Annotated in this window: 20 protein-coding genes and 1 tRNA gene; 7 read left to right on the plus strand and 14 right to left on the minus strand. The window is 60.6% G+C overall.

The window, feature by feature from the left end; genetic code table 11:
• The first annotated feature begins 50 nt into the window (after window positions 1–50).
• On the plus strand, window positions 51–1970 hold the full coding sequence (locus ACR0EF_RS16000) for an OmpA family protein (protein WP_170373117.1): 1920 nt from the start codon (window positions 51–53) through the stop codon (window positions 1968–1970).
• A 1-nt stretch (window position 1971) separates the two neighbouring features.
• On the plus strand, window positions 1972–2292 hold the full coding sequence (locus ACR0EF_RS16005; protein WP_093963571.1) for a hypothetical protein: 321 nt from the start codon (window positions 1972–1974) through the stop codon (window positions 2290–2292).
• Between the two features lie 4 nt (window positions 2293–2296).
• Here ACR0EF_RS16005 and ACR0EF_RS16010 read toward each other — a convergent pair whose 3' ends face one another.
• The 3 genes from ACR0EF_RS16010 to pgsA are packed head-to-tail and all read right to left on the minus strand — an operon-like array spanning window position 2297 to window position 3662.
• On the minus strand, window positions 2297–2740 hold the full coding sequence (locus ACR0EF_RS16010) for a molybdenum cofactor biosynthesis protein MoaE (protein ID WP_170373118.1): 444 nt from the start codon (window positions 2738–2740) through the stop codon (window positions 2297–2299).
• A gap of 4 nt (window positions 2741–2744) precedes the next feature.
• Window positions 2745–2990 (minus strand): molybdopterin converting factor subunit 1, encoded by a 246-nt coding sequence (moaD, locus tag ACR0EF_RS16015; RefSeq protein ID WP_170373119.1) that lies wholly within the window; start codon window positions 2988–2990, stop codon window positions 2745–2747.
• 3 nt (window positions 2991–2993) lie between these two features.
• Window positions 2994–3662, minus strand: coding sequence for a CDP-diacylglycerol--glycerol-3-phosphate 3-phosphatidyltransferase (pgsA, locus tag ACR0EF_RS16020; protein ID WP_170342342.1), 669 nt, complete (start codon window positions 3660–3662; stop codon window positions 2994–2996).
• Between the two features lie 191 nt (window positions 3663–3853).
• On the opposite strand from pgsA, the gene ACR0EF_RS16025 reads away from it, so the two are divergent.
• Complete coding sequence (locus ACR0EF_RS16025) at window positions 3854–4753, plus strand: DMT family transporter (protein ID WP_170373120.1); 900 nt, start codon at window positions 3854–3856, stop codon at window positions 4751–4753.
• On the opposite strand, the gene uvrC is transcribed toward ACR0EF_RS16025, so the two are convergent.
• The 8 genes from uvrC to ACR0EF_RS16065 form a co-directional block, all read right to left on the minus strand.
• Window positions 4738–6612, minus strand: coding sequence for an excinuclease ABC subunit UvrC (gene uvrC / locus ACR0EF_RS16030; RefSeq protein WP_170343065.1), 1875 nt, complete (start codon window positions 6610–6612; stop codon window positions 4738–4740). The genes ACR0EF_RS16025 and uvrC overlap by 16 nt on opposite strands.
• Before the next feature lie 290 nt (window positions 6613–6902).
• Complete coding sequence (locus ACR0EF_RS16035; RefSeq protein WP_170342348.1) at window positions 6903–7682, minus strand: SDR family oxidoreductase; 780 nt, start codon at window positions 7680–7682, stop codon at window positions 6903–6905.
• Between the two features lie 22 nt (window positions 7683–7704).
• Window positions 7705–8655 carry a calcium/sodium antiporter gene (locus tag ACR0EF_RS16040; RefSeq protein WP_170365514.1) on the minus strand — a complete coding sequence of 317 codons (951 nt, stop codon included), beginning with the start codon at window positions 8653–8655 and terminating at the stop codon, window positions 7705–7707.
• A gap of 168 nt (window positions 8656–8823) precedes the next feature.
• Window positions 8824–9621, minus strand: a complete 798-nt coding sequence (locus tag ACR0EF_RS16045; protein WP_170373121.1) for a S49 family peptidase — start codon at window positions 9619–9621, stop codon at window positions 8824–8826.
• A 104-nt stretch (window positions 9622–9725) separates the two neighbouring features.
• Window positions 9726–10487 (minus strand): ABC transporter permease, encoded by a 762-nt coding sequence (locus ACR0EF_RS16050; RefSeq protein ID WP_170372374.1) that lies wholly within the window; start codon window positions 10485–10487, stop codon window positions 9726–9728.
• Entirely contained in the window at window positions 10484–11413 is a 930-nt protein-coding gene (locus ACR0EF_RS16055) for an ABC transporter ATP-binding protein (protein WP_170343068.1), read from the minus strand. Before ACR0EF_RS16055 ends, ACR0EF_RS16050 begins: the two co-directional genes overlap by 4 nt.
• A 91-nt stretch (window positions 11414–11504) precedes the next feature.
• Window positions 11505–12029 carry an SRPBCC family protein gene (locus tag ACR0EF_RS16060; protein ID WP_170343069.1) on the minus strand — a complete coding sequence of 175 codons (525 nt, stop codon included), beginning with the start codon at window positions 12027–12029 and terminating at the stop codon, window positions 11505–11507.
• A gap of 85 nt (window positions 12030–12114) precedes the next feature.
• Window positions 12115–13389 carry a TAXI family TRAP transporter solute-binding subunit gene (locus ACR0EF_RS16065; RefSeq protein WP_170372376.1) on the minus strand — a complete coding sequence of 425 codons (1275 nt, stop codon included), beginning with the start codon at window positions 13387–13389 and terminating at the stop codon, window positions 12115–12117.
• 185 nt (window positions 13390–13574) lie between these two features.
• On the opposite strand from ACR0EF_RS16065, the gene ACR0EF_RS16070 reads away from it, so the two are divergent.
• Window positions 13575–14669 carry a CaiB/BaiF CoA transferase family protein gene (locus tag ACR0EF_RS16070; RefSeq protein ID WP_170372576.1) on the plus strand — a complete coding sequence of 365 codons (1095 nt, stop codon included), beginning with the start codon at window positions 13575–13577 and terminating at the stop codon, window positions 14667–14669.
• A 53-nt stretch (window positions 14670–14722) separates the two neighbouring features.
• Here ACR0EF_RS16070 and hemE read toward each other — a convergent pair whose 3' ends face one another.
• A complete protein-coding gene (gene hemE / locus ACR0EF_RS16075) occupies window positions 14723–15757 on the minus strand; it encodes a uroporphyrinogen decarboxylase (protein ID WP_170372378.1) in 1035 nt (344 codons plus the stop codon).
• Between the two features lie 106 nt (window positions 15758–15863).
• Here hemE and hemC point away from each other — a divergent pair, with 106 nt between their 5' ends.
• Window positions 15864–16826, plus strand: coding sequence for a hydroxymethylbilane synthase (gene hemC / locus ACR0EF_RS16080; protein ID WP_170367559.1), 963 nt, complete (start codon window positions 15864–15866; stop codon window positions 16824–16826).
• 232 nt (window positions 16827–17058) lie between these two features.
• On the opposite strand, the gene ACR0EF_RS16085 is transcribed toward hemC, so the two are convergent.
• Both ACR0EF_RS16085 and ACR0EF_RS16090 read right to left on the minus strand, forming a co-directional pair.
• A complete protein-coding gene (locus ACR0EF_RS16085; protein WP_367646422.1) occupies window positions 17059–19293 on the minus strand; it encodes a CHASE2 domain-containing protein in 2235 nt (744 codons plus the stop codon).
• A 38-nt stretch (window positions 19294–19331) separates the two neighbouring features.
• Complete coding sequence (locus ACR0EF_RS16090) at window positions 19332–20117, minus strand: FecR family protein (protein WP_342355393.1); 786 nt, start codon at window positions 20115–20117, stop codon at window positions 19332–19334.
• Window positions 20118–20825: 708 nt separating this feature from the next.
• Between ACR0EF_RS16090 and ACR0EF_RS16095 the strand changes: the two genes are divergently transcribed.
• A tRNA-Ser gene (locus ACR0EF_RS16095) sits at window positions 20826–20915 on the plus strand.
• Between the two features lie 341 nt (window positions 20916–21256).
• Window positions 21257–22312: a DUF262 domain-containing protein gene (locus ACR0EF_RS16100; protein ID WP_170373122.1), complete on the plus strand. Its 1056-nt coding sequence runs from the start codon at window positions 21257–21259 to the stop codon at window positions 22310–22312.
• The last annotated feature ends 545 nt before the right edge of the window (window positions 22313–22857 follow it).

A 22857-nucleotide genomic window follows, 5' to 3' on the forward strand; every position in this document is an offset into this window, starting at 1 on the left:
GGTGCCTGTAAGAGTCCCGCCCAATGGCCCGAGGAGATAAGAAACCGCTCATGCGCTTGCCGTATTTCCTGACATCAGCCCTGATCTTTGTCGTGTCGGCGGGGGTCTGTCTGCTGGCCGCCGGATTCGCGGTGACCAAGATCGAAGAAACCTCGGAAACTGCCGTTCGAAATGCACTGAGCATGCAGGGCCACGAGTGGGCCGAAGTGCAGGCGGATGGGCTGCGCGTTGTGCTGACCGGTACTGCCCCGGACGAGGCCACCCGATTCAACGCGCTGACCGCGGCCGGTACACAGGTCGACACTTCTCGGGTGATCGACGAGATGGACATTGCCCCGACGGCTGACCTGACTCCGCCCAAATTCTCGGCCGAAATTCTCCGGAACGACAGCGGCATTTCCGTGATCGGGTTGGTTCCGGCCAGCGTGGATCGCAACGCACTGATGGCCCGGCTGCAGAAGCTAGACCCGCAGGCGCGGGTGTCGGACCTGCTTGAGACCGCAGACTACAAGAAACCCAAAGGCTGGGACGACGCGATATCCTATGCCATCCTTGCCCTGTCCAAGCTGCCGCGAGCCAAGGTTTCCGCCAGCCCCGACCTGGTCAAGATCACTGCCATCGCTGACAGCCAGCAGGAAAAAGAACGGCTGGAACAAGAGCTGACACGCGCCGCGCCGCCCAGCTTGCGCATCGGTCTGGCGATTTCGGCACCGCGCCCGGTGATCACTCCGTTCACCCTGCGCTACCTGATTTCGGAGGAAGGCGGCCAGTTCGACGCATGTTCGGCACAGGATGAAAAGGCGCGTGACACCATTGTAGCGGCCGCGCAGGATGCCGGGCTGTCAGGGCCCTATACCTGCACGATCGGCCTGGGTGTGCCATCGCCCCGATGGGCACAGGCCGCTGAACTGAGTATCCGGGCTCTGTCCGAGATCGGGCAAGGATCGGTCACGATGTCGGATGCCGACATCACGCTGATTGCTGAACCGAACACCAGCCCGGCCACCTTCGACAAGGTCGTGGGCGAGTTGGAAAACGCCCTGCCCGAAGTGTTCGCCCTGCACGCGGTTCTGCCTGAACCCGAAAACAACGAACAGGCCGGACCTGTGGAATTCACCGCCACACGCAGCCCGGAAGGTCTGGTACAACTGCGCGGCCGTTTGGGCGACGATTTGCAGCGCGACATGATCGACAGCTACGCCCGGGCTGCCTTCGGATTCGATCAGGTTCACAGTGCCGCCCGCGTGGTCGACCAGATGCCGCAGGACTGGCCCGTGCGCGTTCTGGCGGGGCTGGAATCCCTGTCCTGGCTGAACAACGGCGTGCTGACCGTAACGCCTGACAAGGTCGAGTTGACAGGCGTCAGCCATGATGAAGACGCCAAGGCACAGATCGCGGGCCTGCTGTCCGACAAGCTGGGCGATGCGCAGGACTTTGACCTGTCGATCACCTATCAGCCCCCGCCCGAACCCGAAGACGCGCTGCCAGACCCAGAGCAGTGCGAAAGTCGCATCGCCGAGGTTCAGGAAACCCGCAAGATCACGTTCGAGCCCGGGTCGGCTACGGTTTCATCAGAGTCCCGCGACAGTCTGAACCAGATTGCCGAGATCCTGCGCGAATGCGGACCGATCCGGATTGAAATCCAGGGTCATACCGACAGCCAGGGCCGTGAAGAGATGAACCAGCAGCTGAGCCAGTCACGCGCCCAGTCCATCCTTAACGAATTGCGCGCTCGCCGGGTGCCGACCAAAAGCTACTCGGCCGCAGGATATGGTGAGACGCAGCCCATTGCAGACAATGACACCGAAGACGGGCGCGAGAAAAACCGGCGCATCGAATTTCGCCTGATCCGGCCCGAGCCGGTCGCCAATCAGGAAACCGGTCTGGAAGCATTGGAGACCCAGACAAGCGCAACCGAACCTGCGCCAACAGAAGAAGAAGCATCCGAAACGGATGCAGGGGACCAGTAAGTTGAACAGAACCGAATTCATCATCGCCACCGCCGTCATCCTGTTCGCCGCCTTCTGCATGGGCTGGTTCGCCAACTGGCTTGTGCACCGCCTGTCGCGCGTGCGCCAATCCGACGTGGCCGATCTGGACCGCATGAGCCAGGAGCTGCACGAGGCCGAGGAAACCCGTGATCAGGCGATCACCTATCTGCAGCAGCGCGAGGCCGAGCTGACCAACCAGCTGACCCAAACCGAGGCCGAGCTGGCCGCGGCTATGGACGGGCTGCGCGCCGCCCGCCAAGAAGCCGAGGAATTGCGCGGCCGGATCAACAACGCCGACTGAGCGCCTACCAGCGCGACAGCGCGTCCTCGTCCTCGTCCTTGGCGGCAACCCACTCCGCGCCCAAACCTGTGATTTCCTTCTTCCAGAACGGGGCGCGGGATTTCAGGTAATCCATCAGGTATTCAGCGGCCTCGAACGCATCTTTGCGGTGCGGGGCTGCCGTTGCGACCATCATGATCCGGTCACCTGGGGCCAGCCGCCCATGGCGATGGATCACCAGCACGTCACCCAGCGACCACCGGCTCTTGGCTTCCTCGGCGATCTTGGCGATGGCGCGTTCGGTCATGCCGGGATAATGCTCGATCTCCATGCAGGCCAGATCGGTCTGCGCCAGATCTCGCACGACACCGGTAAAGGTGACGATGGCGCCATTGGCCGTGTCACCTGCGGCAAAGGCATTGGCCTCGGCCCCCAGATCGAACGGCTCTTGCTGGACGGAGATCCGCATTGCCTTATCCGCCGGTCATGGGCGGGAAAAAGGCCACTTCGCGGACGTCGGCCAGGGGCGCGTCGAAATCCGACAGCTCCTGATCCAGCGCGACCCGCAGGGCGGAGATGTCGGCAAAGGCCGCGGCATAGCGGTCTTCGCGGGCGCTGAGTTCCGCCACCAGATCGGAGACCGTGGCCGCAGTGGTTTCGACCTTTTCCTTCGGCACGCCGATCCGCTCGCGGACCCAGGCGAAATACAGGACATCCATGCGTCAGCCCTCCTTCAGATGGGGCATAGCTTTACGTAGGTAGTCGTAGCCGGTGATCAATGTCAGCGTCGCCGCAATCCACAGCAGCCACAAGCCGATGCGGCCCGACCAGAACATGCCATCCAGCTTCCATTGCAGGCCCGAGATGTCCTCGACCTGGCCCGACAGGATCTGGTCGATCAGCGCGGCATCCATGCCGAAGGTGGACATGACGAAATAGTGCTCGAATATGCCCTGCGAAAACAGCACGGCGATCGCCACCATCTGCGCGGTCGTCTTCCATTTGGCCAGCTTGGTGACCTTGAGCGTTCCAGCCACATCGCCCAGATACTCGCGCAGGCCCGAGACGAAGACCTCGCGGAACAGGATCACGGTGGCGGGTAGCACCAGCCAGGGCGTCCAGTGCTCGGTCGAATAGCCGACCAGGATCATCAGTGCGATCACCACCATCGCCTTGTCGGCGATCGGGTCCAGCATCGCACCCATCTTGGTTTCCTGCTTCCAAGCGCGCGCCAGATAGCCGTCGAACCAATCGGTTATGGCCGCCGACAGAAACAGGATCAGCGCGAACCAATCGGCATAGGGCCGCGTGAAATACAGAAACATCACCGCCAGGCCGGGCGCGGCCAGTAGGCGCAGCAAAGTCAGAATATTCGGCAGGTTCCACTTCATGCGCTGGACCCTACAACCATGGCCGGGAACAGAAAAGACGGCACGACAAAAAACTGCCAAGAACACAGGTGTTTGGACCACGACAGGTCAGACCGTCGCAGGCGGAGGATCGACGACCGTTTCCCCCTTGGCGTGGCGCGAAGAACGGGTCAGGTTGCGCGGGTATAGGCACATCAGGAAAGATCCGCCCCGTGACCTCACATATCAGAACCGATGCGCGCGCCAATCTGATCGGCAGCGCCTGGATGATCGCGGCCATGGCCGGGTTCGCCCTGGAGGACGCGCTGTTGAAAAGTGCCGCCAAGGTGCTGCCCATCTGGCAGATTCTGGTGCTGTTCGGACTGGGCGGCGCGTTGGTTTTCGCCGGGGTCGCGTTGCTACAGGGGCGGCGGTTGCTGCACCCCGATGTCCTGTCCAAGCCGATGAAGATCCGGGTGCTGTTCGAGGTCTTCGGCCGCCTGTTCTATGTGCTGGCCATCGCCCTGACGCCGCTGTCCTCGGCCACGGTGATCCTGCAGGCCACGCCGCTGGTCGTGGTGGCGGGTGCCGCGCTGTTCTTCGGGGAAACCGTCGGCTGGCGGCGCTGGAGTGCCATTCTGGTTGGACTGATCGGAGTGGTGGTCATCATCCAGCCAACCGGAGACAGTTTTTCAGCCCTTTCCATTCTTGCGGTACTGGGAATGCTGGGCTTCGCCGGCCGCGATCTGGCCAGCCGCGCGGCCCCGGCCACGCTGGGCACCACCGTTCTTGGGTTTTACGGCTTTCTGTCAATTGTCGTCGCCGGTGGTCTGTACCGGGCTTTCGAAGGCGCGGCCGCGATGCCGGTGGACGCCCAAACCGCCCTGCACCTGACAGGAGCCGTGGTGATGGGCGCGGTGGCCTATGCCTCGCTGATGCTGGCCATGCGGACGGGCGAAGTGTCGGCCGTGACACCGTTTCGCTATACCCGCCTTCTGTTCGGCATCGGGCTGGGCGTGCTGATATTCGACGAGCATCTGGACCAGACCATGTGGCTGGGCAGCGCGCTGATCGTGGCCTCGGGGCTGTACATTCTGTGGCGCGGGCGCCGGCGGCCTCAGCCCTTTTCGTGAAAGAAATCATAGACCTTCTGCGCCAGACCGGCCGAGATCCCGTCCACCGCCTTCAGATCCGCCAGATTGGCGCGGCTGACCGCCTTGGCGCTGCCGAAATGTGCCAGCAGGGCGCGTTTGCGGGCTGCGCCCACGCCCGGAATTTCATCCAGGGGCGTCGCCCCCATCGCCTTGGCCCGTTTGGCGCGGTGGGTGCCGATGGCAAAGCGGTGCGCCTCGTCCCGTAGCCGCTGAATGAAATACAGAACCGGGTCGTTGCGTTTCAGGGCAAAGGGGCGCTGGCCGATGCGGTGGAATTCTTCCTTGCCGTGGTCGCGATCGACGCCTTTGGCGACGCCGACCATAGGGATGTCCTCGACCCCGTGTGCCTGCATGATCTCGTGCACGGCGCTCACCTGCCCCGCACCCCCGTCGATCAGCAACAGGTCGGGCCACAGGCCCTTGTCGCGGTCGGGGTCCTCTTTCAGCAGGCGGGTAAAGCGGCGGGTCAGCACCTCTTTCATCATGCCGAAATCGTCGCCCGGCGTCAGGTCGTCGCCGCGAATGTTGAACTTGCGGTAGGCGTTCTTCATGAACCCCTCGGGCCCGGCCACGATCATCGCGCCCACTGCGTTGGTGCCCTGGATATGCGAGTTGTCATAGACCTCGATCCGGTTCGGCGGCGCGTCCAGATCGAAGGCCTCGGCCAGACCGCGCAGCAGCTTGGCCTGCGTCGCGCTTTCCGACATGCGGCGTGCCAGCGCCTCGCGCGCGTTGCGCAGCGCGCCCGAGACCAGCTCGAGCTTTTCGCCCCGCTGCGGCACCAGGATCTCGACTTTGCGACCGGCCTTTTCCGACAGGGCTTGCTGCATCAGGTCGGCGTTCTCGATCGCGTCCGACAGGATCAGTTGGCGCGGCGGTTCCTTGTTGTCGTAGAACTGGCCCAGAAAGGCCTCCATCACCTCGGCCGGCGAGACGTCGGGGCCGACCCGCGGATAGAAATCGCGGTTGCCCCAGTTCTGGTTGGCGCGGATGAAAAACACCTGAACACAGGCCTGACCGCTGTCCATATAAAGGCCGATCACATCCGCCTCGGCCACACCGCGCGGGTTGATGCCCTGCGCCGTCTGCACCTGCGTCAGCGCGCGGATCCGGTCGCGCAGGGCGGCGGCGCGCTCGAACTCCATCGCGTCCGAGGCTTCCTGCATCTGCGCGGCCAGTTCCTCCTGGATTCGGGTCGAGCGTCCGGACAGGAACCGCTCGGCGTCGCGCACGCTTTCGGCATAATCGGCCTGCGAAATCATGCCCACGCACGGCCCCGAGCAGCGCTTGATCTGATAGAGCAGGCAGGGCCGGGTGCGACTGTCGAACATCGAATCCGAGCAGTTGCGCAGCAGAAACGCCTTCTGCAGCTGGTTCAGCGTGCGGTTCACCGCGCCTGCGCTGGCGAAGGGGCCGAAATAGGCACCCTTTTCCTTCTTGGCGCCGCGGTGTTTCTTGATCTGCGGAAATGGATGGTCCTTGGCCACCAGAATGTTGGGAAAGCTTTTGTCGTCGCGCAGCAGCACGTTGTATTTGGGCTTGAGCTGCTTGATCAGGTTCTGTTCCAGCAGCAGCGCCTCGGTCTCGGTCCGAGTGGTCAGGAACATCATCGACGCGGTCGAGGCGATCATCCGCTCGATCCGGCCGGAATGGCCCGGGCGGGTGTAGTTCGACACCCGCGCCCGCAGGTTGCGCGCCTTGCCGACATACAGAACCCGGCTGTCCGCATCCAGCATCCGATAGACACCCGGCGAACTGTCCAGCGTCTTCACGTATTTCTGGATGCAGGCATAGCCGGTCGGCTGAGGCTGGGATTGAGGGGCGCTGTCGGCGGTCATGAGAGAGAGATACGATTCTCTGACCGTGGCTGCAATCTTGCGCGCCTCAGATCAAGAGAAAACAAATCCACGATTCTTGTGGATAACTGTGCGGACAACTTTCCCTGCACCGTGATTTTTCCTTGAATCCTTGTGTTTTCACTGCGTTGCACAATAAATAGGCACAATTTTAACATACTGATTCTAAACGATATTTTTATTCTCGTTTTACAAGTGTATGAAAAAAAAGACATTTTTGTAACGAACCTGTAACAGGATCGAGAGCGGTGCAAAACTTGCAGGGCCAATACCTATTCAAGGCCCACTACATCAGGCGTTTGCCAGCCCAGATGCTGGCCGCCATCAACGCACAAAAGCTGGCCCGTGACCGCATGTGCGTCCAGAAAATACCCAAGGGCCGCGTTGATATCCGACGGGTTTGCACCGCGTTCCAGGACCGTGTTTTCGCGTTGCGTCTTGAAGTGCTGGGGGCTTTGCCGATGTCCCTGCAGGGTTGGACCCGGCCCAATGGCATTGACGCGAATGGCTGGCGTCAGTGCCTGGGCCGCCGTCCGGGTCAATGCCCATAGCCCCATCTTGGCGATGGTGTAGGACATGAACTCAGGCGTCAGTTTGCGCACCCGCATGTCGACCATATTCACGATCAAGCCGGTCGCGACGGGTTCGTCATTCTCATCCATCTCGGGTTCCAGACCCTGGCTTGCCATGGCCTGCGTCAGCACGAAGGGCGCGCGCAGGTTGCTGTCCATGTGGCGATCCCAGCTTTGCCGGGTGGCAGTGCGGATGTTGTCGTATTCGAAGATCGACGCATTGTTGACCAGACAGGTGATCGGACCGCCCAGCGCCTCGGCCGCGCGCGGCAAAAGGGTCTGCACCTGATCCTCGTCCAGCAGATCGGCCTGCAGCGCCACGGCATTGCGGCCCATCGACTGGATCTCGGACACGGTCTCGGCGGCGGCTGCGCCCGAGGTTGCGTGGTGTACGGCAACATCCATGCCACGTTTCGCCAGGTACAACGCCATGGCCCGCCCCAGTCGAATGCCGGCGCCGGTCACCAGTGCTCGGGTCATGTAGGGGCTCCTTTCAGTCAGATCAGGCCAACAGGATCACGACGTATGTGACGTAAAGCAGCGTCAAGATGAACCCCCAGACCCGGGTGATGTCTTGCTTGAAGAAAACGAACGGGATCAGCAGCAGGGACGAGCCCAGCATGACCCAAAGATCGAATTGCAGGAATTCGGGGTCCACGGGGATGCGCCCGAACAGCGTGGCGATACCGACAATGCCCAGAAGGTTGAACATGTTCGAACCGATGACGTTGCCCAGAGCAACATCGGCCTGCCGGCGCAACGCGGCCATGACGGTAGTCGCAAGTTCAGGAAGCGAGGTTCCGACCGCGACCAGCGTCAGCCCGATCACCGTTTCACTGACCCCGTAGGTCCGCGCAATGATGGTCGCGTTGTCGACTAGAAGATGCGCGCCCATCGGCAGGCCAATCAGCCCCAGCACCAGATACAGCGACACCTTCCAGTACGGCATGTCCGGGTCGGCCTCTTCCAGCGCTTCCAGGTCCTGCTCTTCCGAGCAGGAGTTGCGATGCGCGTGCGCTTCTCGGAAGGCGTTGAGCAGGATCAGAGCCAACCCCGCCAGCAGGATTGCCCCGCTGAACAGGTTGAATTCCCCGCAAAAGGCCAAACCGATGAACAGAACCGAGGCCAGCAACATGAAGATGTAGTTTCTGCGCGTGTTGCACTCGCTGCTGTGGATCGTGGCCAGCAAGGCCGGCAAACCCAAGACCAGCAGGATGTTGGCCGTGTTCGAACCGACGACATTGCCCAACGCGATACCGGGCGCATTTTCCTCGATGGCCTTGATGGCAATCAGAAGCTCAGGCGCCGAGGTACCGAAGGCCACGATCGTCAGGCTGACGATCAGGGCGGGAACACCCAAGCGCAGGCTGAGATTCACCGCACCCCGCACCAGCGCGTCACCGGCCAACAGCAGGATCAACAAGCCAAGACCGGAAAGCAGCCAGGCCGTCATCGACGCCCTCCTTGCTCACATTTGCAGGGGCCCTTGCCGATCCGGAATCGACCGCAGCGCGGACATTTCGCGGAGTTCAATCGCTGTTGGCCGGGAAAGCGCAGCTTTCCGAACATCGCCAGGACCCCCATGGCAACCAGAAACAGAATGACGACCTTGACGATCACGTCACATACCAAAGCGCGCGTAGGCCGCGCGCTCCTCGAGCAGGGAAATGGCGTCCTGCGCCATGTCCGTTCCGAAACGCGACCAGATCGGTCGGCGCAACCCGTAGCGCCGGAATTTGACCTTGTCGCCAAACACTTCCTGCATCTTTGGCTTCAGATGCGCGATGCCGTCGATCAGCCCAAGTTCATGCGCACGCCGCGCCAGCCAGATTTCACCGGTAAACAGATCGGCGGCCTCGTCCAAGCGACTGCCGCGCCGAGCTTTCACATAGGCAATGAAATTCTGGTGGATGTCCTCCAACAGCCCCTTGAGACGCGCGACATCCTCTTCTTTCTCCGGAGAGAACGGGTCCAGCATCGATTTGGATTTCCCGGCGGTGTGCACGCGCCGCTCGATCCCCTGACGGGCCAGAAAAACATGGGCTCCGAACCCCGAGGAGATGACCCCGATCGACCCCAGAACCGAGCTGTCATCCGCCCAGATCTCGTCCGCCGAAGCCGCAAGCCAATAACCACCCGAGGCCGCCACGTCCTCGACAAAGGCATGGACTGGCACCTTGAACTCGTCGGCCAACCGTCGGATCCGCGCACCGATCAGCGAGCTTTGCACCGGCGATCCGCCCGGCGAATTGATCTCGAGCGCGACGGCGGTAGGTTTTCCCTTGCGGAAGGCTTTTTCCAGAACCGGCGCTAAAGAGGCATCGTTCAGCGAGGCTCGGCCAGCCATACCAATGGCTCCGGACAGGCGAACGACAGCCACGGTTGGCTGCTTGTTGAGAAACGGCAGGCTGAGTTTCATGGGTGCCGATGTAGAGTGCGTCCGCCCCTTAAACAAGGGACCCCACCTGCCATGAACGTGACGTGAACCAAAATCCTGTTCAGCCACGGCAAAAATGCAACGCCCTAGCTGCGGATGCGCCACCCGGTTTTGAAGATCCAACCGATGACCGCCAGGCAAAAGCCGGTAAAGGCAAGGATCGCCAGAAGGCTAAGCAGAATGGGCACGTCCGAAAGCCCGTAAAACGACCAGCGAAAGCCCGAGATCAAATAGACTACCGGGTTGAACAACGAGATCGTCTGCCATAACGGCGGCAGCATCGAAATCGAGTAGAACGTGCCGCCCAGAAAGATCAGAGGCGTGACGACAAGCTGCGGCACCAGCGACATCTGTTCGAAATTGCTGGCCCAAATCCCGATGATGAAGCCCAGCAGGGAAAAGCTGAGGCAGGACAGGATCAGAAAGGCGGCCATCGCGAAGGGGTGCTCGATGCGGATGTCCACGAAGAACGTGGCGGTGGTCAGGATCACCAATCCCACGAACAACGCCTTGGTCGCGGCGGCGCCCACATAGCCGATCACGATCTCGATGAAATTCACCGGAGCCGAGAGCAGTTCGTAGATCGTGCCCAGGAACTTGGGGAAATAGATGCCAAAGGACGCGTTCGAGATCGACAGCATCACCACCGACAGCATGATCAGCCCCGGCACGATGAAGGCGCCGTAGGAGACGCCCTCGACCTCCTGGATGCGACTGCCGATGGCGGTGCCGAACACCACGAAATACAGCGAGGTCGACAGCACCGGCGACAGGAAGCTCTGCGCGAGGGTGCGGAAGAACCGGGCCATTTCGAACCGGTAGATGGCGGCGATGGCGGACCAGTTCATGCGGCATCTCCGGACACGAGGTTGACGAAAATCTCTTCCAGGCTCGATTGCCGGGTCTGAACGTCACGCAGCACCAGCCCCGCCTCGGCCACGTCATTCAGCAAAGTGGTGATGCCAGTGCGATCGGCATTGGTGTCGTAGGTATAGATCAGCGCATCGCCCTGCCCGTTCAGCACCAGATTGTGGTGGGCCAGACTGCCGGGAATGTCCGAGATCGTGCGGGTCAGCATGACCTCGATCTGCTTCTTGCCCATCTGCGCCATCAAGGTGTTTTTGTCCTGCACCAGCATCAGTTCGCCCTTGTCGATCACACCGATCCGGTCGGCGATGGCTTCGGCCTCTTCGATGTAGTGGGTGGTCAGAATGATGGTGACACCGGCAGCCTTCAACTCGTCGACGATGGCCCACATATCCTTACGCAGTTCGACATCCACACCGGCGGTGGGTTCATCCAGAAACAGCACCCGCGGCTCGTGCGCCAGCGCCTTGGCGATCAGCACCCGCCGCTTCATGCCGCCCGACAATTCCTTGATCGCGTTCTTGCGCTTGTCCCACAGCGACAGCTTGCGCAGGATCTCTTCGATCCGGGCACTGTCCTGCCCATAGCCGAACAGACCGCGCGAAAACCGTACGGTGTTCCAGACCTTCTCGAACGGCTCCAGCGCAATTTCCTGCGGCACGAGGCCGATCATGCGCCGGGCGGCACGAAAGTCCGTGAGGATGTCGTGCCCCCCTACGGTGACCGTCCCAGACGTGGGCGTGGTAATCCCGCAAACCGTCGAGATCAGGGTTGTCTTTCCCGCCCCGTTCGGGCCGAGCAGGGCCAGGATCTCGCCCTCTTCGATGTCCAGCGATACGCCTTTCAGCGCTTCGAACCCGCCGGCATAGGTTTTGCGCAGATCCTTGATCGAAAGAATTGTAGTCATGCGTTTTCCCAGTTCTGGCCGGGACAGTATCGCGCCAGAGGATTGCCGAACAGACCAAATCCGCACAGTCCTCTGCGCGCAAACGCAGGTTTCACTCGCGCCCGGTCAGGCGACCCAGCCAGCCTTTCTTTTCCCCCTCGGGGGTGTCTTCGCCGCCCTCTTCCGGCGCTGCAGGGCCTTCGAAATGCTGCTGAAGGTTCGAGAAGAACTGATCAGCCATTTTTTTGGCAAAGCCGTCGATCAAACGGCTGCCTAGCTGCGCCAGCTTTCCGCCAACCTTGGCATCCACGTCATAGGCCAGAACCGTTCCACCGTTGTCACTGGCGCTGAACGTGACACTGGCGCTGCCCTTTGCAAAACCCGCCGCCCCGCCTTTGCCCTCACCGGCGATGGTCAGGTTTTGACCCTCAACCATGTCGGACATCGTGACGGTGCCTTTGAACGTGGCCTTTACCGGCCCGACCTTCTGCACCACGGTCGCCTCGTAACCGTCCATAGGATTGCCCGAGACCTCTTGCGCACCGGGCACGCAGTTTTTCAGCACCTCGGGGTCCAGCAGGGCCGCATAGACATCGGACGGCGCCGCCTGAATTTCACGCGTGTCACTCATTTGCATGGGACCACCCCCCTTTTTTGAAATGTCTGATATTCGACCAAAGACCTATCCACGAACTGCCGTTGCGGCAACCGTGTTCCACACATTATCCGCCGCCCCCGGAATCCTGAGCCCGCATGTCGGCAATCCGTTTCTGCACCAGTTCCAGATGCAGACGGGCATCATACTGCCCTTGCCGGTAGGCCGCTGGCAGCCTTAGGTCCGCCAGCTTTTCGTCCAGCACCTGCAACTGGCCTTGCATCCGCACGAGGTCTTCCGCGGAAGGGTTGTCGGCCAGGTCCTGTTCGATCAGACGAATTTCCGGGTAGTGCTGCCAGACACGCCATCGTTGGAAATAGGCGTAGATGCGCGGCAACAATCGGACCAGCGGTAGGACAATGAAAAAGAACGGCAGGAACAGAAGGAAAACCCGATTGACCTGCGCCGCCACCCAATAAGGCAACCAATCATGCCAGGTGGATGGCCCTTCAAGTATCAGTTGCCGCGCAGTGTTGTTGAGGGGCAATGCGGTCCCTTCGATCCCCGGAAAGGCCCCGGGGTCATTGATGATGCCCTGAGCCTCGTGCAAGGCTATCGCCGCCATCGTCAGCCGGTTGACCAACGCCGGATGCAGTCCCGGCCGCACAACCAGTCGCGCCTCGAGAGCGATCAGATCTACCGGGCGCGGCGGCAGAACCGGGTTCAGCGACATACCTCCGGTCGGTACGGTCACCACAGTGGCATAGGACAAACGACGCGAAATCGCCTCGACATGTTCAAGGTTCAGCACCTTCAGTCCCGGCACCTCGTACGCGGCCAGCAGGTAGGGGGCTTCGATCGGCGCAACAAAGACGGCGATGTCCAACGTTCCGTCCAGCAAGGCGTCGGCCGCCTGGTCATAGGGCAGTGCAACATGCACGTTATCCTCTTGGGCCAGCCCGACCGCGCGCTCGAAGTCGCGGAATGCGTCCGCGGTGCCGGACCCGGGCGCACCGCTGTTGATGCTCAACCCACGCCATAACGCGGGATTGGGCGGAATCCACGCATCCTCGCGCGCCATGAAAATCATCGGCTCGAAAAACACCGTCCCGATGGCCTGCGCCCGATCCGGGTCAACTTCGATGCCGCCCTGCAAGAAGGCCACATCCACAGCCCCGTCTTCCAGGAGACGCGCATTTTCGACCGACCCTGCGGTTTCGACGATCTCGAGCCGAATGTCATCCTCGGCAAGGATATCGGAATAGTCCTGCGCCACTTCGATATAGGCACCACCCGCCGGTCCGGCTGCCATGCGCAGGTCGCCGGGTGGGTGCAGCAGAAGGATGATTGCCGCCAGAACCGCCAAGACCATGGCGGCACTGATCGTGATCCAAAGACGCATCCTACCCCTCGCTGATCCACCCCGGACAGCACGCTACGCCGCTGGCCCCAAGCTGGCAAGTATTCCGATGTGTTTGTTGATTTTTCCCGTTCCGGATCAGACCGATGCCAGACGCCGCGTCGCTGCCGGTCGGTCTTGCATTCCTGCTGGGCCCCGGCCAGCATCGCCGCGAGGGAGTGCTGCTCATGCTGAACGGAATCCGTGTTGTCGAAATCGAGGGTCTTGGCCCCGGCCCGTTCGCCGCCATGATGCTGGCGGATCTGGGGGCCGATGTCGTGACCATCCACCGCAAGGGGGGCGCCGTCACACCCGGCATGCCGGACCGATCCGTGCTGGACCGGGGCAAGCGCTCGATCGCGCTTGACCTCAAGGACCCCGGCGACCTCGAAACCGCCCGGCGCCTGATCGCAACTGCCGATGCGTTGATCGAAGGCTTCCGCCCCGGCGTGATGGAGAAGCTGGGCCTGGGGCCCGAAGCCTGCCACGCCCTGAACCCGGCGCTGGTCTATGGCCGCATGACCGGCTGGGGCCAGGACAGCCCGCTTTCCGACACCGCAGGACATGATCTGAACTACATCGCCCTGTCGGGGGCACTCTGGTACGGCTCACCACCCGGCACCGAACCGATGACCCCGGCCACGCTGGTCGGCGATATCGGCGGCGGTGCGATGTATCTGGTCACCGGCATACTGGCCGGGCTGCTGAACGCGCGCGCAACGGGCACAGGCACGGTGGTCGACGCCGCCATCTACGACGGGTCCGCGCATATGATGAACCTGCTGATGAGCTTGCGCCAGACCGGCAACCTGTCCGACACGCGCGGCCAGAGTCTGCTGGACGGCCCGCATTGGAGCCGCACCTACGCTTGCGCGGATGGCGGCTTTGTTTCGGTCCAATGCCTCGAACCGAAATTCTATGCCCAATTCCTCGAAATCCTCGGCCTGTCCCAAGACCCGGCGTTCCAGCAACAATATGACAGCACGCTCTGGCCAGACCTGACCCGGCGCCTGGCGGAAATCTTCGAAACCAAACCGCGCGACCATTGGGCCAAACTGTTCGAAGGCTCAGACGCCTGCGTCGCCCCGGTGCTCAGCCCCGACGAGGCCGCAACCCATCCGATGAACACCGCCCGCCAAACCTGGCGCGCGGCCGACGGCACCCTGCAGGCCGCCGCCGCCCCGCGCTTCTCCGCCCATCAATGGCAGCCGAAACCCAGCCCGACCCGCGGCCAACACACGATCGAAATTCTGAACGAACTTCAGGCTCTCAAAAAGACCTGACACATCCTTCATCTGGCCAACGGCCAAGGGGGGCTGGCCCCCTCCCGCGCCGCCTACCCGCCGCGCACCGTGTCGATCATCAACTGCACGTTCTCCGGGTCGGCATCCGGCGTGATCCCGTGACCCAGATTGAAAATATGCGGCCCCTTGGAAAAGGCGCGCAGGATGCGGCGGGTCTCATCCACCAGCGCCTGCCCGCCGGTGACCATGTGCGACGAGGCCAGGTTGCCTTGCACGCAGCCATCCACCTGCACATGTTCGGCCGCCCATTCCGGCGCAACCGAGTTGTCCAGCGCCACGCAATCGACACCGGTGGCCTTTGCGAAACCGACATAACCCTCGCCCGCCTCACGCGGGAAACCGATGACGGGAATGCCCGGGTGGCGTTCCTTGAGCGCCTGGGTGATGATCCGGCACGGCTCGACCGCATATTTGGTGAAGGCCTCACCTTTCAGCGACCCGGCCCAGCTGTCGAAAATCTTGACCACCTCGGCCCCCGCTTCGATCTGAGCCGACAGGTATTCGATCGTGGCCGCGGTGATCCGGTCCAGCAACGCCTCGAACAGCGCGGTGTTTTCCTCACGCAGGGCGTGGGCAGGGCCCTGATCAGGGGTGCCACGCCCGGCAATCATGTATGTCGCAACGGTCCACGGAGCGCCGGCAAAGCCGATCAGGGTCGTTTCGGACGGCAGCTCGCGCGACAGGATGCGCACGGTTTCATAGACGGGCGACAGGGTCTCGTGAATCGCATCAACCGGCTTCAACGCATCGAAATCCGACTGCTGCGTGATCGTCGACAGGCGCGGCCCTTCGCCGGTGACGAACCAAAGATCGGCGCCCAGCGCCTGCGGCACCAGCAGGATGTCGGCAAACAGGATCGCGGCATCGAACCCATAGCGGCGGATCGGCTGCAGTGTCACCTCCGCCGCCAGATCGGGGGTGTAGCACAGCGACAGGAAATCGCCCGCCTGTTCCCGCGTCGCGCGGTATTCCGGCAGATAGCGTCCGGCCTGTCGCATCATCCAGATCGGCGGCGTGTCCAGTACCTCGCCCGCCAGCGCCCGCAGCAGTTTCTTGTTCTCGGCCATGTCAGCCCCCACTATTCCGGTTTGCGCAACGGGTCCGCCTTCAGCGGCAAAATGTCAAGCGTGGCCCCCATTGTCAGGGCAATGTGACGCGACTAAAGCTGTGCCCATGACTTTGACCCTGCCCACCCCCGCATCGCCGCTGAAGATCGGCACCCGTGGTTCGCCGCTGGCGCTGGCCCAGGCCCATGAAACCCGTCAGCGGCTGTGCGATGCCTTCGATCTGCCGGAACAGGCGTTCGAGATCGTGGTGATCAAGACCACCGGCGACAACCGCGCCATGATCGACGCGGACCGCCCGTTGAAAGAGATCGGCAACAAGGGCCTGTTCACCAAGGAAATCGAAGAGGCGATGCTGGGCGGGGACATCGACATCGCCGTGCACTCGACTAAGGACATGCCCGTCGAACAGCCGCAGGGGCTGGTGCTGGACACGTTCCTGCCGCGCGAGGACGTGCGCGATGCCTTCATCTCGCCCCGCCTCAACTCGATCCATGACCTGCCCGAAGGCGCGGTCGTCGGCACTTCGTCGCTGCGGCGACGGGCCCAATTGCTGCACCGCCGGCCCGATCTGAACGTGGTCGAGTTCCGGGGCAACGTACAGACCCGGCTGAAGAAGCTGGCTGATGGTGTGGCCGAATGCACGTTCCTGGCCATGGCCGGCCTCCGCCGCCTGAACATGCAGGACGTACCTGCCACCGCGATCTCGCCCGACGACATGCTGCCGGCTATCGCGCAGGGTACGATCGGCATCGAACGCCGCGCGGACGACCACCGGGCCGCCGAGATGCTGGAAGCCATTCATCACTCTGAAACGGCCTGTCGCTTGGCGGCCGAGCGCACGTTGCTGGCCGCGCTGGACGGGTCCTGCGAAACTCCGATTGCCGGTCTGGCCGAACTTGCCGATGGGCAGTTGCGCCTACGCGGCGAGGTCCTGCGCCCGGATGGATCGGATGCCATCACCGAAAGCCAGACCGGTTCGACGGAGGACGCAGCGGAAATGGGCCGGGCCGTGGCGGCAGAACTGCTGCACCGTGCCGGGCCCGGATTCTTCGAGTGGAGAAATTTGTAAAAAGTTTCTGCGAATGTGAACTGCTTCACTGTCGCCCCGGTTGAAATCGGGCATCAATGTGTCATCCCGATTGGGAATGTGGATCAGTCTCGAATGTATCGAAGTTTTAGTTCGTGATTTTGTAGATAGTATTCGAGGGGGCGAGACTGAGAACCCTGTCCGATCGAAACGGGTCGTGCCTTTGAAAAAAGGCGCGGCCCGTTTTGACTCTGCGGCTCGCAATGGGTCCCTGTCATCCGGGAAACCGGTGCACGTTGCCATGATGACTGAACATCGCCTGGCCCGAGCGGATGTCGAACCGGAAATCAGCCGACCGTCCCGGCAAGGCCGCATAGAACGCGCGCAGGCCCGGCTCGACCAAGCCAGCTTGGATGCTGCAGGCTTCGCTCAAGCGCTGTATTTCGTCGTGAGACCGCCGTGCACGTATCGCAATGATCAGATCCTGATGCATCTCCTGCAGCTTCCGGAAATCCGCGCTATGGGCCAACACGCTGTCACCGACCAAAGCAAATAACGGCTCCAGTTCGGTCTTGCCTTTCAGATGAACAAGCCCGGCTTCGAGCATCGCGAGATCGGCGCCAGCAGCCTGTGAGACTGAGCTTGAGATCAGGATGTCATATTCGACCTGGCGGCAACTCTGCTCGATTCGAGCGGCGACGTTGACCACATCTCCGATCACCGTGTAGTTGAATCGCCGCCGCGAGCCAATGTTGCCGACGCAGGCCATTCCCGTGGCACATCCTGTCGCCAATGCGATCGGAGGATGCCCGCGCATCGTGTCCGAAGCATTGAACTCGGCCAGAGCTCGCCGCATCTGCAACGCAGCCTGTGCCGCCAGAAGCGGGTGCCGCTCCACCGGAACCGGCGCGTTCCAGAACGCCATGACCGCATCCCCGATGAATTTGTCGATGGTGCCTTTTTCGTGCAGGATCCGGTCTCCGATGACCGAAAACAGTTCATTGAGCAGCGCGACCAGGTCCGTGGCCGACACCCGCTCGGACAACGGTGTAAACCCGCGAATGTCCGAGAACATGACCGTGATTTCCTGCGTTTCACCGCCCAGTTGAAGTTGGTGTCCGGTTGCATCCATCTCGTCCAGGATCTCGGGCGCGACATAGTGCGAGAAGATCCGCCGGATCACCCGCTTTTCCCGCTCGGTCGATATGAACAGATAACCGGACAACAGCCCGAAATTGGCCATCCCGCCGGCAAGCGGGAAGGTTGCATCGAACAGCACGGACTGGTTCTGAAATGCCAACCAACTGACCCCGACAACCACGGCCGCCGCGATGCCGCCGGCCATGAACGAGGCAACGGCCCCGAAACTGGACATGACGACCGTGACGACGACTCCAAGGATGATGAAAGCCAGAAGTTCGAGGGCGGCGGTGACATCCGACCGGGTCAGCATGTCGCCCAGCAGCGCCTGCTCGATGACTTGGGCGTGGATGGAGACGCCGGGAACGGACTCTCCCAACGCAGTCTGATGCATGTCGAACAGACCTGCCGCCGATGTTCCGATCAATACGATCCGGCCTTCGATCTGGCTGCGCAGAACCGGATCATCTGCGGATTGCAGTATGTCATTGGCCGACAGGTAGAGCCCGGGATCATCCGGTCTGTACCTGACCCAGACCTCTCCGTTTTCCGTTGTGGGCAGGACCAGACCGGCCAATTCGACCGACAGCACGATGCCGGCCTCGCCCTGAGCCCCTTCGATGAAGATCACCGGCTCGCCCGTCGCGACCCTCAGAGCCTCCAGCCCAAGTCCGGGAAGAACACCGCTTGGCCCCTGCCACAACACCGGAACCCGGCGCACCACGCCCGTGCCGCCCAATGGTGAAACATTCACACCGCCGATCCCGGTTGCATCCCGGTCCAGCGGTGGCGCCAGCGGAGTCCAGTGGGGCACGGACACCAGCCCGGCGGCCGGGTTTTCGCCGATCTCCACGATCCCGGCCTTCGGGGCAATGTCCTGATCCCCTCCGGTCAACCGCGCCGCCACACCCATCACGACGGGCCAGTTCGAAACCTCGGCCCCGAACAAGATGTCATTGTCCAGTTGGGCGGCCTCCTTTTTGGCGCTGAGAATGTCAGCCAGGGCCGGATCACTCAGCAGCCGCGACGGTGAATACCGATCGGGCTCGGCGAACAACATGTCAAAAGCGATTGAAGCGGCGCCATAGTCGCCCAAACGCTCGACCATCTGCGTCAACAGGGTCCTGGGCCAGGGCCATTGGCCCCAATTCTCGAGCGACGTTTCGTCGATATCGACGACCCGGACCGGCAAATCGGGATCGAAGGCGCGCGGGGACAAACGCTGCAACACGTCGAAATAGATCAGCCGGGACATGCGGACCGGATAAGGGTCCAGTACTCGCAGCAGACAACCAAACAGGATCAGACCCAGGCCCACCAGCCGAAAAGCACGGCGCCGTCCGGCTTTCTCGTGCTGCCTGACACTCACGTCAACCTCTGCTCGCCAGCAACGACATGGACAACGCTCTAGCCATCGCCGCCGGACCCAAAGACACCGCCGCCAGCATCCCGCCGATCATCGACAGTTTCGGGCCGGTCGCCCGGCCTGTCGAACTGCCCAACCGGATCCGGTTGTTCGGGCGGCGCGGCAACCGCTGCCTTGACCTGCCTCTGCGGTGGTGCGGACCGGCGCGGTTCGGGCGCGTCCGATTTTGCGCGCGGCGCAGGTTGGGATTCACCCGAGCAACCTTCGACATCCACCTGCAAAGGCGGTTTGAGGTCTTTCTGCGACTGAATGAAAGGAAAACCGCTGACCACGGCCTTGTCATACATCGCCTGATCGACCGGTCGCCCGACCGCACCGCGCTGGCTGGTTGCATACAAGCTGCAAATCCGGCCAGTCGATCGGCAAGAGCCGCCGAGGCCACACATCTGAACCGTGCCGTGCAGCACGAGCATCGCGCTTTGGTTTCCCGGCGCGATCCACATGTCAAATACCGTGCCCCGCACCGCCATGGTGGCCGTCGGCGTCTTGATGGAGTAGGCGCGTTTCCTGCTTTTGCCTGAGATGAACCGGAAGCTTCCGCCCAGCGCCTCGACCGCAAAGCTCTTGGCCTTGCGGTTGCCGCGCAACATCTTCACGTCCAGAACCATCCGTGCATTGGGACCAACCGCGATCTTCGTGTCATCCACAAAGACAAGCTGAACCACGCCATTCGCATCCGTGACGATCGAGTCGCCGGACAACACCTCCATCCCATTACGCAGGGGCAGCGTTTTGCCGCCACGGGTCACGTCCGCCCCCTGTTTCACGCTGATTACGGTTCCGATATTTGCCCAACTGAGGGCAGGAACGCAAAGAACGAAAAAACCAACCAGAACAATCTTCAACCAAGCCAAAATGCCAGCCCTTCCCCCAAAGGTTACTGTCGAGCGCGGATGCGCTCACTGCCCGGCCAGCCTCTGAAACTGTTTTTTGGATCAATCAAAATGACTAAAATCTTAGCAAATATGCATCCATTGGCATGTAATTGGCAAGTTTTCTGTTCTTATGCCTGTTCAGCGGAGAAGCTGAGCCGCCGAGTTTAGTCAAAATAAACGGCCTTTTCTGCAGGTCAAACCACCTGACACTGGTGATCCAAAAGAGCGCGCTCCAACGCCAAAGGCAGGCAACCTCTCCAATTGGTTCAGCCGTTTGCGACACCCATCATTTTGCAGATGCAGTTCCCCACCGCACCTGGCTCGCCATAATTTTTGTGTCCGATTACGTACTCTGACCGCGCGTGCATTCTCAAGCCAACCGACGTTGGGACAGCGAAACCAAATCGAAGCAGAACGCGAATCCACGCCTAGTTCTTGAAAATCCAACAGCAAGACATGGTGACCACGCCTTAGCCCAAGCGGGTGCAGACCTAAGCGATTCCAAGCGTTTTCAAGGGTTTCGCCCAATCCGGCAAAAATTTCCGACGGTGCAGGAATTGGCCTTGTATTTCCGTCGCTTGCACGGCTATACCCGTCGGCGGAGACGTGGCCGAGTGGTCGAAGGCGCTCCCCTGCTAAGGGAGTAGGCGGGAAACCGTCTCGAGGGTTCGAATCCCTTCGTCTCCGCCATAAATATTTGTTTTACATAGTAAATTTTTTTTCGCTGCGTCGCAGAAAAAGGCTTCTTCGGCTTAATTGGTATTGTTCCATTTTCACATTGTTTGGAAACGAAACTTTTCGAGTAACAAGAAAAACTGACACAGAACTCGCACAGAATCAGCCCGGTTGCTCTCCATGTAAAGAAATTTTCAGAAGCACCCTCGCACCTGCAGAAGAATAGAGCTGCTGCGCTCACCTCGGTCAGATACAAGAGCTTAAATTCTAAACCAAAAATCCCACGCAAATTGAGATTGGCGGCTTCCAGTGACCTCACTTCAAGCCTATGATCTCGAAAAACTGAGGATACCCGTATGGCAAGCGTCCCACAGACCTACACAATTTCTGACTTTATTGAATGGTACGGAAAGAAGCAGCTTATGCTTGATCCCGACTTTCAGCGCGGCTCAGTATGGTCTCCGGCTGCGAAGGTTTTCTTGATTGACACGATACTCAACGACCTACCACTGCCTCAGATCTACTTCCGTACAAAGGTAGACCCGGTCCAACAGACGACGGTTCGCGAAGTTGTAGATGGCCAACAACGTTTGAGAGCCATTCTTGAATTTGCAGCAGGTAGATTACAGCTGACGTCGAAAGCGCCTAACTTTAAGGGAAAGACTTACGAGACATTGGAAACAGAGCAGAAGGAGCATTTCCTCTCCTACAAAGTTCCCGTTGTCCAGCTCTTGAACGCATCAGATGCAGATGTTTTGGAGGTCTTTGCACGTCTAAATTCGTACAGCGTAAAAGTTACACCAGCTGAACTTCGCCATGCCGAATACTCGGAGCCGGTAAAGTGGGCAATTTACGATACTACACGACGTTGGTCTGCGTTGTGGGACAAGTACAAGGTCGTAAGTGTTCGAGACAGCGTGAGGTTAAAAAATACGTCTGTAGTGGCCGAACTATTCATGATCGTTGAGAACGGAATTGGCGATGGCGGCGAGTCTTCAATCTCAAAATACTATCGCGAACGAAAGAGTGCGAAAGAAGAACACTTTGGGCCAATTTGTCGGGTTATCGATGAAATAGTCTCAGAGATTGTCGACGTTCTTGGAGAAGACTTCGTAGACACAACTTTCTTCGATGCCCCAAACTTCATTGCGCTGTTCGCAGCATGCGCGTTCCTAAAAGGACAGTCCCCTGAAACTACCGCTACGCAAGAGGTAAGTGCGTTCCGAGGAACCGGTATAGATTGGCAATCGGCCAAAACCAATCTTGCGCAGATTGCTCAAGCTTTTGACGAAGAAGATGACGAAGGTGGCATGTACCACCGATTTGTTTCTGCAACTCGAAGCTCAACCCATCGCGTCTCGAGCCGAAAACCGCGTGTCTCAATTCTGGTCGAAGCTATACGTCAGCAATGAAAATAAGTAGGCGACTAAACCGCTTCCACAGTTCGCTTGATAAGATCGGAAACCACCTCAAACGTGTAGAAGCGTGTTCTGCACCCAAAGAGGAAGATATCTTAATAGTGGAAAGGTGCTTAATTCAGCTGCAGATAGAATGGGAAAACTTTGTCAGGAACTTCATTTTGGATAGTGCCACCGGGAGGTACCGTGACAACAGTGGCCCAATAGTTAGCAATTTGTCGAGCGCACCAAAATCTCGAGAGCAAGCCGGGCACCTCTTAGTTAGCCTTTACCCGAGGCGGCAGTTTGAACCCGACTGGTACCTCCCGGCCCAGGCGATTGATGCAGCTCAGCGACTTAGAGTTTCAAATGCCCCGAATATCGCCTTGCAATTGGGTGTCACGCCATGGGATTTGGATGATTTGAGACTTCTGCGGAACTTTCTATCCCACAGGTCAAAGAGATCGGCATTGAGTTTGAAGAGTTGTCGGAACTGGCTCGGTACCAATCGAAGTATCTCGAGTCTCGATTTCGCCTTTCAAAGCAGTCGCGCCGGGAAC

It is taken from the genome of Ruegeria sp. CG8, assembly GCF_056537165.1.